Source organism: Candidatus Cytomitobacter primus, from assembly GCF_008189405.1.
Lineage (GTDB): Bacteria > Pseudomonadota > Alphaproteobacteria > CAJXXZ01 > 1604HC > Cytomitobacter > Cytomitobacter primus.
Window position 1 is genome coordinate 52,034 of sequence record NZ_CP043316.1, and the last position, 12,522, is coordinate 64,555.

Below are 12,522 nucleotides of genomic sequence, written 5' to 3' on the forward strand. Positions count from 1 at the left end.
ATGGATTAATGAAATAGAAAATGATAGATATGCGATGAATATATGGCAGGGAATGTTAGATTTAGAAATCTGTTTTGATAATACACATACTTTGTAACTAGTAATGATTTTACAAAATTAGTGAGCAATTAATTTGAACTAAAAAGGCTGAATATTAATGTAATAAATACTATTCATTACATTATGAAATTCTAGATTAATGTAGGCTTGGCAGGAACCACGAAGTGCACTGTGCCAACCGAAATGAAATGTAGGCTTGGCAGGAACCACGAAGTGCACTGTGCCAACCGAAATGAAATGTAGGCTTGGCAGGAACCACGAAGTGCACTGTGCCAACCGAAATGAAATGTAGGCTTGGCAGGAACCACGAAGTGCACTGTGCCAACCGAAATGAAATGTAGGCTTGGCAGGAACCACGAAGTGCACTGTGCCAACCGAAATGAAATGTAGGCTTGGCAGGAATCGAACCTGCGACAACACCGTTATAAGCGATGTGTTCTAACCGCTGAACTACAAGCCCTCTCACAGATTCTAAGGTATAAATCAAATCGTATCAAGTAATATGCGATTGATTGTTGATGCACATATGTATTATCCTAATATGATGGCTTGGAGTTGTGGTAGAAGTAGGAAGTTGAAAAGTAATATTGAGCAAGACTATGCTAAGTATCTTTACTCAACTAATAAGATAAATGAAATTATAAATATGCATAAGGAAAATAGAAGAATATGTTTGGATATTGGGTTTGGTGCAGGGGATAGTATTATACAAACGTTAATGAATGGCAAATCAATTGTGATTGGGTGTGAAATATTTAAGCCTGCAATTTTCCATACATTAACTAGGGTAGAAGATAAAGATAGAGTATTTTTATGTATGGCTTTTATTAATGATTTGATCCAATCTTTACCATTGAACTCTTTTGATGAAATTAAGATGCTATGTCCAGATCCATGGCCAAAATATAAACATCGCATGAGACGCTGTTACAACATTAGAAAATTTGATTTAGAAATAGTTAAAATTTTGAAAAAAGAAGGCATATTTACTCTAGCATCAGATATTAAATCAATCACTCAAAATATGGTGAATTTATTTAATAGTCCGTATTTCGATATAGCTCAGAATGAATATACAACATATGATGAATGCCCACATAAAACAGAATACTGTAAGAAAGGGTTCAATGCTGGCAGGCATGTTTATGAAATGATTGCGCGAAAAAGTATATGAACAGCAATGCTAAACAAATAAATATATTAAATATGATGATTTGCTGTTATAGATACTATTCTACTGCTAGGTGGATTTATGATTATAAAAGCAAAACCTATCAGGGTAAATTTATAATTGTGAGAGTAAATTGATGAGTTTCGGGAAGTGTTTTATTATTGGAGGATCAACAGCAAGTGGGAAATCTTCATATGCTATGGATTTATCTACGAAAATAAATGGATCAATTATTAATGGTGATAGTAAGCAAGTATATAATATATTGCCAACGTTAACTGCGCAGCCGGAAAATTTACACAATCACTATTTGTATAATTATTTCCCATGCCACAATAGGATTGATATGATGGTTTGGTTAGTTGATTGCATTGAAGCGATCAAAAAAACTATTAGTAATGGGAAAGTGCCAATTGTTGTTGGTGGTACGGGTTTCTACCTCAATGCATTAAAAGAAGGATTTATAGAAATTCCTGATGTTGAACATGATAATCAACTGGATTTGATGAGTTCAGAAGAATTATTTCAAAAAGCTTATGCCTTTGATCCTGATTTGCAAATAAAATTAAATGACCGATATAGGTTGATTAGGGCTTTAAATGTGATGAATGGAACTGGAAAGCCACATTCATGGTGGTTAAAACAAAAAAAGAAAAAATTAATTGATATTGAATTTCATTCTATTTATATAGATAAAATGAAGGATGAAGTACGAGAATCTGCTGATAGGAGATTAGATATAATGCTCCCAAAATCAATTGAAGAAGTGAAAAAATTAGATGTGAATATTGGATCTCATATTAAGTCTATAATTGGGGTGAAAGAAATACAAATGTTTTTATATGATGAAATATCATTTGATAAAATGAAAGAATTAATATTGATCAGGACTATGCAATACGCTAAACAGCAAAGAACATGGTTCAAAAATCAAATGTCATTTGATGAGATAGTATAATTTTCATAAGCACCTTAATTATAATGATAATTATTAGAAGTAAATTTGAGTACTGAAATAAATTTTATGAAATTAACAAAGTAAACTGTTTGTACAAAACACTCCCTAGGGGAATTGAACCCCTGTTTCCGCCATGAGAGGGCGATGTCCTAGTCCACTAGACGAAGGGAGCATGGACTAATTCTATTATTAAATTACAAAACATTCAATCCAGTAATTTGGTGAGACATTTGAAGTTCATTGAAAATGCATTAAGATTGTAATTAATGACTAAATCTTTAAAGCACATTGCATTTATTATGGATGGGAATAGGCGATGGGCAAAAGCGAATAGATTGAATGCTAGGCAAGGGCATGAAACAGGCTTAAAAAATATGATGAAAATTATTAAGTATTGTGACTTGATGAATTTGAAATATGCTAGTTTTTATACATTTTCACAAGAAAATTGGTTTAGAAATATAAAAGAGATATATGGCATTTTCTATTTGATTGATAATTATGGTGATAAAATGATAGAAGAGTGGAAAGAATCTAATGTGAATGTAAGGATTATTGGTGATAAATATAATTTGCCATATAAAGTGAAGAATTGGATTGATAAAGTTATCGATAGTACTCAAAAATGCACAGGTTTAAATGTTTCATTAGTAGTAAATTACTCGGGCAGGCAAGAAATTATACATGCTGTAAATCAAATTTTACAAAATGCTGAAAAGAAAGTTGATAGTAAAGTTCTGCAAAAATACTTATATACAAATGGCATGCCAGACCCAGATTTATGTATCAGAACAGGGTATGAATCACGTTTGAGTAATTTTTTCCTTTGGCAAATAGCTTATACAGAAATAGAATTTGCAGATGTTTTATGGCCTGATTTTTCTGAAGAAATCTTGGGAAATATCATTGCAAAATACAACAAAAAAGATCGACGCTTTGGTATGTGATAGTTTATGTTTTATTATGATTATCAATAGGTAAATTAGCATAAGTATATTTATTTACATAATTATATATATTCAAAATTATAAAAAGCAGGTTATTAGTAATATTAGCAATTAATAAGTAATTTTTTTTACTTTTCATAATGAAACTTGTATAATGCATGCGATGAAATTATTGAACAATAACTTATTTAAGCGAATTATATCTGGCATTGTCTATGCAGGTATAATTTTTCTTTCTGCATATTTTGATTACGGCAGAATCTTCATGTGCTTAATAGGTTTTATTTTAACAGTAGAGCTAATAGTAGCGCTGATAAGAAGTGAAACAAATATTAAAATACAAATTGGATTGATAGGAATGCTTTGTATATTCTTATTCATGCATATAAAGAGTCAAATTATATATGCATTCATAATATTTGCGTCTATTGTGGATACATCAGCTTATTTATGTGGTCGCATATTTCAAGGGCCAAAATTAACATCAATTAGTCCAAATAAAACATGGTCTGGTGCGATTGGCGCAATCATAGTTCCATTTCTAGTAGTGGTTTTGATTATGGTGATGAAACCAGCGGTGTTTCCAGAGAATTTACGCATTAGTATAGTATTTTTTGTTATCATGTTTTTATCTATTGCAGCGCAAGCAGGAGATATATTGGTATCTTATGCTAAAAGAAAGATGTTAATTAAAGATGCTGGTATAATATTGCCAGGTCATGGTGGACTATGGGATCGATTTGATAGTGTCATGGGAATTATATTATTCTGCATCATTTTGCGCTTCTTTTGCTATGTATGCAGCATGAAATTCTGAACATTTTTTATAATTTTGGAAAATTTCTTTGTGATTTTGAAAATCTGAATACATTATTTAACTGAATGCGCCCATTATTCATATATTAAGTTTTTTTGAGCTTTTTAAATGGATAATTTTATTTCGTAGTCGTGTTCCATGTTATGTTGAGTGACTGCAATTAAATTCTTGCAGTGTTTTTGTAGGAATCGTAGTAATTTTTCTCTTTTGACCTCATCTATGCAGTCTAATGATTCATCTAATATTACTAACCATTTTGGCTCATATATAATGAGAGCAGATATATTTAAAAAGTTATGCTCTCCAGAGCTGAAATTAGTTTGATCAAGTAAATATTTGTATTCAGGAAAGAAATTTAGCCATACTTTACTTTGTTTTAGTTGTGACAGTTCATATTCAAATACAATTAAATCTTGTGGTTTATAAGTGATATTCTGTTTCCATATATCTTGATTTTCTGTATTGAGACAGAAATTTATATCGACATGCCCATTGATGATTGACCCGCTGTCAGGAATTAGAATGCCTGCGATTAATTTACATAATGTGGTTTTCCCAGATCCATTTTGCCCTGAGATCTTAATCCACTGATTGCTTTTCACTTCAAATGATAGGTTTTGTATGATTCTACGTCCCTTGTAAGAAAAGCTTATATTATTAGCTAATATATTTTTGAAAGGCACTGCTGAATGTGTTTGGTTTTTAGTTAAATCTAATTCTATCCCATACAAAAGTCCCAATATAAATCTATAAACATTGAATATTCTAATAATGCAATTTATCATCATGCTTCCAGAAATAATATGAACCATATCCAGTGAAGCTAAATTACAGTATGTCCAAATAGAAAAATAGGTGTATATTAATATATTAATGATGAGTGTGAATGATCTTATATAAAGGATTTGCTTATTGTACGCTTTATATTCTTGGTTGAGCGACTCTCCAATTTCTTGATTCATTAATGCATTTGATTTTTGAAATTGATTTTTATATTTAATAGTAAATATAGATTTTAAATTTACATTATCGTCCTCTTTGTATGCTGATTTGATCATTGGAATCCATTTTTTTACTCCATAATGAAAGATGATAAAATAAATTGGAATTGCTGGAAGGAAAGTATATATTTTGCTATTTCTGAAAAGATTAAATTGTATCAAGAAAGCTAAAGCATAAGAGATGATATTAAATGATGAGTTAATGATCTTATGTACATGTTCCGATAATCTTTTGATTTGCCCAAGTTCTTTTACATTGTTTTCATTAGATTTTATATATGTTTTGAGCGAGAATTCTTTGGAATCTTTAATTATAGAATTAATTATAGGGTATATTAATAAGTTTATAATTTGAGGATAAATGTTAACAAATAGCTTGTTATGTATAATGAAGAAGATGCTTATTTTAGATTGGTTTGCAAAAGCATATTGTAGTAATAATGGCAATATTCCACTTGAAAAACTGTAAAATGCTATAGTGATTATTATTAGAATAAATCGTAAGGGAAACTTATTTGCATTTGTAAAATATATAGATAATAAGTTGTAATATAATCTGAGTTTTTTCATGTAACTGCATTATATATGTTTTAATTTTTTCATGTAACTTTAGCCATGTCATTTGAAGATTTGCATGATTTATGGTTTTGCAGATTTATATACATTATGGTCTTGCAAGCTTTATATTATTGTATATATTTATAGATATATTTTGTAGGTTTTTAGTATAAACTTGAATATTATGCAAAAATACTCTAAGATTTCTTGATGAATTTAAAAAAGATATACTCTACATTTTGGACTCTTTCAGGGTCTATGTTAGAGTATTACGATTATATGCTTTTCTCTTATATGATGCCGACTTTTGCTCCTATATTATTCCCATCTTTGGATAGATCAAAGAGCCTATTGTTTGGATATGCATTAATATTTGCATCTTCTATATTAAGGCCATTAGGGGCATTTCTAATGGGATATGTTGGTGATGTAATAGGGCGTAAGCAGGGATTGATGCTTTCAATTCTATTAATTTCAATTGCTTCATTAGGAATGGGGCTAGTTCCAAGTTATGCAAGTATTGGAGTATGGTCTATTTATATAGTTTTTGTATTTAGAATTTTACAAGCGATGAGTGCTGGTGGAGATCTAAATGGATCTGCAATTTTTCTAATAGAACATTTAGGGAAAAGACCAGGTTTTGCAAGTGGAATTGCTTGGGCATCAACTGTTTTAGGTATGGTTTTAGCTTCACTTGCAAATTATATTGCTGTGCAATATGAACCAAATGGATGGAGATATGCATTTATTATTGGAGCTTCAATAGGGTTTATTGGAATGATGATGCGTACTTATATTGTAGAAGGAGATGGGTTTAAGAAAAAGCCAAGAGAAAATTGCTCTCCTAAAAGTATTTATCCATATTTGTCTGTAATTGGAATTGGAGCAGGGATAGGTGGAATGTACTATTATACTATGGTTTTCTCTTTTGCTCATCTTAGATCTCTTAATAATTGGGATTCTTCAATGGTTCTATGGCAAACAGTATGTTTTTTTATTTATGGAGTTTCTGTAGTTGCATCAGGGTTTATTAGCGATCATTTAAATATGAAGCGAATGATGAAATTCTTTGGAATCTTGATAATATGCATGGCTTTCCCTTGCTGGATCTTCCTTCCTAAATATTCTATCTTATCTACAGTTATTACAGTTACTTTATTAGGAATGTTTGTTGGCCCTTCACATAATTTGACTTTCAACTTATTCCCTCCAAGATTTAGATATAGATCAATTTCAATATGCTATGGTATTGGAACATCTATAATTGGTGGAGCGACACTATATGCATGTACAAGATTAGTTAATTACAATATATTATTCCCTCCATTCTGGATGATTCTATGCGCATCATTAGGGTGTTTAGGAGTTATATTTGCAGATAAAAGCCCAAAAATCGAATACATTGAGGATGAAGGTTAAGATAGATTTATTTTACTCATTAATAAATTCAATTAATGAGATTGAGATTGGAGAGTGTGATAATGAAGGGTTATAAATGCATAGTTTTTCTGCAGCTTTGAAAAATCTATCTGAAGATTCTATCTTAATTATGATTTGCTTGTCTGACTTGCTATGCATATCAATGGTTTCTCTTTGAACTCCAAGTACTCGCGTTTCTATAGCAGTGTTTAGCATGGATTCACTAGCAATAATACAATCTCTATTCCATTTATTCATCTCAGATGTTTCAACATTATTGTCATAGCTAATTAATAGGAATATCTCATCGCTTGTTAATTTCTCATCTACATTCATAAAATAAACAGATTCTTTTTGTTCGAAATCATGTAGTAAATATGGCTCTTTTATTTCATCTAATATGTTTTGTATAAATGTAAAAATAGGCTGGAAGCTTTTGAATAGGTTTGCATGATGATATATAGGAATGTCTTGAAATATTGATTCTAAGTTAAACACTGAGATATGCGCAATTAAATTTACTAGAGCAGAGAATAGTGATTGAGGATGGCTATTGCGAGAATGTATAATATGTTCAACAGGTAAAATTCCTTGCATGAAAATAGAATTAATTGTGGCTGGATTATATTTGTTATTATTAATATTAATTTGATTTTTAATATGTATTGTTTTGTCTTTTAATAATTTGATTAGTCTCTTTGTTTCTTTTATAATGTTTTTTGCAAGATTTACATCAATGCAAGGAGCGTCATATGTTCCAATTTGGAATCCAGCATTAGTGTCAACTATAGTACATAGTTGTATTCCTGTATAATTTAATGGCACTTCATCAAATGCTATTTTGTATATTGGTTTTAATTTGAATACACAAGTAGAATTTTCTCCATTATTATAATCTTCTGTAGAATCAATCTGAATTGATTGATAGCTTTGATCATGTGATTCAGATTCATATGTATGATATGAATTTGGTTTGACTAGAAATATTTTTAATGGTTTGTTTTTTTGTATATTTTCCTTGAATTTAATTGACATAGGCTCATCTTTTTGTAGAGGGAATATAATTATACTTTTATCTTCCAAGATCGCTTCAATGCTATTTAAGTGAATTATACCTTCCTTTAAATTTATAGTGTCTAGATCAATATCAATTATACCCCAATGATGTGGCATTGTTTTTGATAAAATATACGATACAAGCTTTTCATTTGTTATATCAGATTGTTGGAAATGATGCGGAGATAAAGGCATTCCCTCATACCAATGAATCTTATAAGGGCAAAAATTTAATTTTTTAGCGTTCATTTGTCAGCTCCTATTGAGTATATATTCCTATGTATTAGTTTTGTATTATTCTTCTTTGTAGGTGAAATTTTCTTTAGTGCATTTAAGCCTAATTCAATATTTAAATGCTTTGTTTTAGGTGTTAATGTAAAACTATTCTTTTTGTCTGTATTATAAGACATAAAAACTATAGATCCATAACACATTGGTGTCCAATTCCCTATGCAGAAAGATGATAGCTCAGTGCGAGGGAGAGGTTCAAATGACCATACTTTCATGTGTTGTGAATTATGAGAAAGTAGTGATTTTCTATTCTCAAAATACTGTTTGCTTTTCATTTTAGAAACTATATTCCATAAAATTTGATTGAAAATTTGTACTAACTCAACTCTGACAACTGAGTTATTATTCATATTTTGTGTAGATAATATACTGAATGTTTGTAGTGAATAGTTTTTCTTTTTATCTTGCTCACACCCAATCAAAAAAATTGCAACAAGGCATGCTAAAAATTTCATTTATCTGCTCTTTTCATTAATGTTGTAATAATTTTATATTCTGATTTGATTGTCTCTGATATTGCTAATGCATCTTTCAAAGTGAGTTTATCTTTTAATTTCACAGTATATCCATTTGGAGTTTTGGTGATTACAGCATTTAATTCATTGATTTTATCTGTAAAATCAGTAGCATCAATTTTATCATGAAAAGAACCTAGGCTGATTTCATAGTCTTTGGGGGAAGTTGTTGTTTTCTTTTCCTGTTTAATGCTTATGATATTATTTTTCTGCTTCTGATCCAAATATGATTTGAATAAAAAACCAGAAGCAAATGATAATCCCGAAAAAATAAATGTTGTTATTACAAAAAATAGCGTAAATCCTATCCTTATTCCTTGAGCAGGACTAGTTTGTAGTTTTTTTCCTAAGCTATTTCTTAAAATTTGATTTTGCATTATTCTCATTACTTTCAACATTTTTTATATCGCTTGAATGTTTATAAATGGTAAATTTTTTGCTTGTAAATGCATGATAGCTTATAGTTTATTGATATATATTGAGTTATGGTTTAGAATACAAAAGTCAAATAGGAGTGTAGCTCAATTGGTAGAGTATCGGTCTCCAAAACCGACGGTTGGGGGTTCGAGACCCTTCACTCCTGCTCAGGAAGGATTCTATGATTTTCGCTCAAATTAGAAAAATTAGAAATTTTATAGGCGCAGTTAAATTAGAATGGAAGCATCTAAGATGGCCTGATAAATCAAGTATATTCGGATCTATGATATTAGTTATTATATTTTCTGCACTTTGTTCTGTGATTTTTTTCTGTGTAGATTTTATTTTTTCAAGTGTTATTAGATGGGTATTGGCTAATGCGTAAAGTTTCTTATAAAATAAAAATTTCACATGGGTTTGAAGAAAAATTTCATGAATTTTTAGAGCAAAATGAAAAGTTATTTATTGAATATGGAATTGTGTCTTTGGATGAGTTTGAAGTGCAGTTCAAAAATGATATTCTTTATGATGAATTCTATAGAGCGATATCACAGAGCATAGATATTGTTTCTTCTCAAAAAGTAGATGATGTTTTGAAATCTAAGGGAAGTCACTGGTATGCTGTTGGTGTTGTTTCTAGTCATGAAATTAGCGTGAGTAAAAAGTTTGATGATTATGCAGCTATGCATGAAGAAATAGAAGAAGTTTTTGTTCCTCAATCTGAATCTATAGTGTGGGTTGATCAATCTACTTCTAAATCAGTTCAAGAGTGTTTGAGTCCAGGATATATATTTATCAAAGCACAGCATTCCGAGCATATTATGAGAGCTGCTAAGAATATAAGAGTAAAAGTGAGTGTTTTGAGCAATATTGTTTCTGATAAAGAAATAAATGCAATGAAGGTAAGAAATCAAGAAGATTGCAATTTAGGTCAAAAACATTCATATTCTATAGGAGATCCTGTGTACATTTGTGCAGGTCCTTTTAAGAATTATAAAGGTTCTATAGAGGAAATAGATGAAGAAAATAGCAAGCAGTTGAAGGTCACTTTATCTGTGCTTGGAAGAGAAATTCCTGTAAGGCTTGCTTTTTCTGAAGTTAGAAAGATGGAGGTATGATGAGCGTAAATGATATTATAGCAGAGAAGATTGCTAATAATGCTGATTATTTGAAAGATATTTTGAAGAGTAAGAAAGATTCTATTCTAAAATTAAATAAGAAGCCAAAAGCTAGAGTTAGATTGCATTTAGAAGGAGGGAAGGCAAGTCCAGCCCCTCCAGTTGGTCCTGCATTGAGTCAGCATAAAGTAAAGAATTTAATGCAATTTTGTAAAGATTTTAATGCTGCTACAAAAGACTCTCCTGCTGGGATTAAATTTCCAGTAGATGTTTTCATTTTTGATAACGGTGAAGTTGCTTTTGATGTGCTAAAGATGACTGTGAGTGATTTGATCAAGCAGAAAGCTGGAATAAGCAAGGGAAGTGATAGAGCTGGAAGAGACAAGCCTGTAGGATCTATTACCTGTAAAGATTTAGTTGAAATTGCAGAGTTTAAGTTTAATGATTTAAATGCTTTGTCAATTGAAGCTGCTACAAAGATTATTGCAGGTTCTGCAAGATCTATGAATGTGACTGTTGTAGAATGATAAAATACAGTGTAACATTATTATCTGAAAGGTTTTGGTGTGTTTGTGTCTAAACGTGAACGAGAAAGCTATGACGCTTTATCCGCAATAAATCAGATTAAACAAGGCAAAAAGAGAAATTTTGATGAAACTTTAGATTTAGGGTGTAGATTAAATATAGGTTCTTCTAAGACTAAATCTGATCAAAATGGTATTCGAGGATCTATAGAGATGCCTTTTGGGACTGGTAAGAAAGTTAAGATTGCTGTTTTTTGTGCTGATGCTGATAAATTCAATGAAATTAAAAATGCAGGTGCTGACTATGTTGGAGCTGAAGATTTAGTTGATGAATTTAAAAGTGGGAGCATTAGTTGTGATGTGTGTCTTGCTAGTCCTGATGCTATGATGATGCTTGCTAAAATTAGTAAGATTTTAGGCCCTAAAAAGCTTATGCCTAGTCCTAAATCAGGTACTGTTGGTACAAATTTAGTTGAATTGGTAAAGTCATTTAAAAAAGGTAAGGTTGTTTATAAATCTGATGCAAGCGGTAGTTTGCACGCAGGAATTGGAAAATTAAGCTTTGCTAGTGAGGATTTGTTAGCTAATTTGCATGCTTTATTAGAAGATATAATGTCTAAGGCTCCATCATCTAATAAAGTTGTTTTTGTAAAAGAGTTGTTTGTATCTTCTACAATGGGAGAAGGATCTTGCTTGTTGGATAAAAAATCACTTGCTGTGAAAACAGGGGATGTGAAATGAATAGAGCTAGAAAAGAAGCATTGGTTAAAAGTTTATCTGAAGATATGAGCGGAAATTCTTATGTGTATGTATATGGGCAAAATAATGTAAGTGTTTCTGAATTATCTTTGATTCGCTTAGATGCTGCATATGCAAATATTAATATGAAGTTCATCAAAAACACTTTGGCCAAAAGAGTTGTAAGCGATCTAAAAATTGATCCTTTATTTGAGAAAGTTAGTGTTGTTTTTTATGGGTCTGGAGATCCTTTAGAAGCAGCTCAAGTTATTTCTCGTTACGAAAGAGAATATAAAGGTAGATTTGTTGCAAAGGGTGGATCTATTGATAGTTTTACTTGTGATAAAGCTATGGTAGATAGGATGGCATCTGTTGGATCTGTTGATGGATTGAAAGCAATGTTATTAGGTATGTTACAGGCTCCTGTAGCTAATTTTGCGAGAGTTTTAAGTCTCGCTTCTGAAAAGATAGGGAAGGAATAAAAAATGAATATAAATAAAAATGAATTGTTAGAGACTATAGGTGGAATGTCAGTTTCTGATTTGTTGGAATTAGTTGGTGGTCTTGAAGAGAAATGGGGAGTTTCTGCGGCAGCAGCTGCGGCTCCTGCAGCGGCAGCAGCTGATCAAGTTGAAGAGAAATCTAAATTTGAAGTTGTGATTGAAAGCACTGGTGATAAAAAAGTTGCAGTTATTAAAGCTGTTAGAGCTATTACAGGTCTTGGATTGAAAGAAGCAAAAGAAAAAGCTGATAATGCAGGTAGTTCTTTGGGTGAATTTAATAAAGAAGATGCTGAAGCTCACAAAAAAGCTCTTGAGGAAGCTGGAGCTAAAGTAGCATTAAAATAATTTTTGTTTTAATGTTATTATAAATTAATTGTTAAAAATATTTGATTTGAATTGTATTGCGAGTGATTCTCGCATCTAAAGGGG

Annotated in this window: 15 protein-coding genes and 3 tRNA genes; 12 read left to right on the forward strand and 6 right to left on the reverse strand. The window is 30.9% G+C overall.

Annotated elements, in window-relative coordinates:
* Nucleotides 1-447: 447 nt before the first annotated feature.
* Nucleotides 448-520, reverse strand: a tRNA-Ile gene (locus tag FZC34_RS00235).
* 66 nt (nt 521-586) lie between these two features.
* Between FZC34_RS00235 and FZC34_RS00240 the strand changes: the two genes are divergently transcribed.
* Nucleotides 587-1,234 carry a class I SAM-dependent methyltransferase gene (locus FZC34_RS00240; protein WP_187440046.1) on the forward strand — a complete coding sequence of 216 codons (648 nt, stop codon included), beginning with the start codon at nt 587-589 and terminating at the stop codon, nt 1,232-1,234.
* Nucleotides 1,235-1,367: 133 nt separating this feature from the next.
* Complete coding sequence (gene miaA / locus FZC34_RS00245; protein ID WP_148971473.1) at nt 1,368-2,189, forward strand: tRNA (adenosine(37)-N6)-dimethylallyltransferase MiaA; 822 nt, start codon at nt 1,368-1,370, stop codon at nt 2,187-2,189.
* A 99-nt stretch (nt 2,190-2,288) separates the two neighbouring features.
* Here the strand turns inward: miaA and FZC34_RS00250 are convergent.
* Nucleotides 2,289-2,361, reverse strand: a tRNA-Glu gene (locus FZC34_RS00250).
* Nucleotides 2,362-2,455: 94 nt separating this feature from the next.
* Here FZC34_RS00250 and uppS point away from each other — a divergent pair.
* On the forward strand, nt 2,456-3,136 hold the full coding sequence (gene uppS, locus FZC34_RS00255) for a polyprenyl diphosphate synthase (protein ID WP_148971474.1): 681 nt from the start codon (nt 2,456-2,458) through the stop codon (nt 3,134-3,136).
* Between the two features lie 163 nt (nt 3,137-3,299).
* The gene (locus FZC34_RS00260; protein WP_187440047.1) at nt 3,300-3,953 is read left to right on the forward strand and encodes a phosphatidate cytidylyltransferase; all 654 of its coding nucleotides are present in this window, start codon (nt 3,300-3,302) and stop codon (nt 3,951-3,953) included.
* A 104-nt stretch (nt 3,954-4,057) separates the two neighbouring features.
* Here the strand turns inward: FZC34_RS00260 and FZC34_RS00265 are convergent, their stop codons facing one another.
* A complete protein-coding gene (locus FZC34_RS00265) occupies nt 4,058-5,524 on the reverse strand; it encodes an ATP-binding cassette domain-containing protein (RefSeq protein ID WP_148971476.1) in 1,467 nt (488 codons plus the stop codon).
* Nucleotides 5,525-5,722: 198 nt separating this feature from the next.
* Here FZC34_RS00265 and FZC34_RS00270 point away from each other — a divergent pair, with 198 nt between their 5' ends.
* On the forward strand, nt 5,723-6,931 hold the full coding sequence (locus FZC34_RS00270) for an MFS transporter (RefSeq protein WP_148971477.1): 1,209 nt from the start codon (nt 5,723-5,725) through the stop codon (nt 6,929-6,931).
* 12 nt (nt 6,932-6,943) lie between these two features.
* Here FZC34_RS00270 and tssK read toward each other — a convergent pair whose 3' ends face one another.
* The 3 genes from tssK to FZC34_RS00285 are packed head-to-tail and all read right to left on the reverse strand — an operon-like array spanning nt 6,944 to nt 9,191.
* A complete protein-coding gene (gene tssK, locus FZC34_RS00275; RefSeq protein ID WP_148971478.1) occupies nt 6,944-8,236 on the reverse strand; it encodes a type VI secretion system baseplate subunit TssK in 1,293 nt (430 codons plus the stop codon).
* On the reverse strand, nt 8,233-8,733 hold the full coding sequence (locus FZC34_RS00280) for a hypothetical protein (protein WP_148971479.1): 501 nt from the start codon (nt 8,731-8,733) through the stop codon (nt 8,233-8,235). Before FZC34_RS00280 ends, tssK begins: the two co-directional genes overlap by 4 nt.
* A complete protein-coding gene (locus FZC34_RS00285; protein ID WP_148971480.1) occupies nt 8,730-9,191 on the reverse strand; it encodes a hypothetical protein in 462 nt (153 codons plus the stop codon). The genes FZC34_RS00280 and FZC34_RS00285 overlap by 4 nt, the downstream gene beginning before the upstream one ends.
* 112 nt (nt 9,192-9,303) lie before the next feature.
* Here FZC34_RS00285 and FZC34_RS00290 point away from each other — a divergent pair.
* The 7 genes from FZC34_RS00290 to rplL all read left to right on the forward strand — a co-directional run bounded on the left by FZC34_RS00290 (nt 9,304) and on the right by rplL (nt 12,438).
* Nucleotides 9,304-9,376, forward strand: a tRNA-Trp gene (locus FZC34_RS00290).
* Nucleotides 9,377-9,391: 15 nt separating this feature from the next.
* On the forward strand, nt 9,392-9,595 hold the full coding sequence (gene secE, locus FZC34_RS00295; RefSeq protein WP_148971481.1) for a preprotein translocase subunit SecE: 204 nt from the start codon (nt 9,392-9,394) through the stop codon (nt 9,593-9,595).
* Nucleotides 9,588-10,328, forward strand: a complete 741-nt coding sequence (gene nusG, locus FZC34_RS00300) for a transcription termination/antitermination protein NusG (protein WP_148971482.1) — start codon at nt 9,588-9,590, stop codon at nt 10,326-10,328. The genes secE and nusG overlap by 8 nt, the downstream gene beginning before the upstream one ends.
* Nucleotides 10,328-10,855 (forward strand): uL11 family ribosomal protein, encoded by a 528-nt coding sequence (locus FZC34_RS00305; RefSeq protein WP_148971483.1) that lies wholly within the window; start codon nt 10,328-10,330, stop codon nt 10,853-10,855. The genes nusG and FZC34_RS00305 overlap by 1 nt, the downstream gene beginning before the upstream one ends.
* Before the next feature lie 45 nt (nt 10,856-10,900).
* Nucleotides 10,901-11,593 carry a 50S ribosomal protein L1 gene (gene rplA, locus FZC34_RS00310; RefSeq protein ID WP_187440048.1) on the forward strand — a complete coding sequence of 231 codons (693 nt, stop codon included), beginning with the start codon at nt 10,901-10,903 and terminating at the stop codon, nt 11,591-11,593.
* Entirely contained in the window at nt 11,590-12,072 is a 483-nt protein-coding gene (rplJ, locus tag FZC34_RS00315) for a 50S ribosomal protein L10 (protein ID WP_148971485.1), read from the forward strand. The genes rplA and rplJ overlap by 4 nt, the downstream gene beginning before the upstream one ends.
* Before the next feature lie 3 nt (nt 12,073-12,075).
* Nucleotides 12,076-12,438, forward strand: a complete 363-nt coding sequence (gene rplL, locus FZC34_RS00320) for a 50S ribosomal protein L7/L12 (protein WP_148971486.1) — start codon at nt 12,076-12,078, stop codon at nt 12,436-12,438.
* The last annotated feature ends 84 nt before the right edge of the window (nt 12,439-12,522 follow it).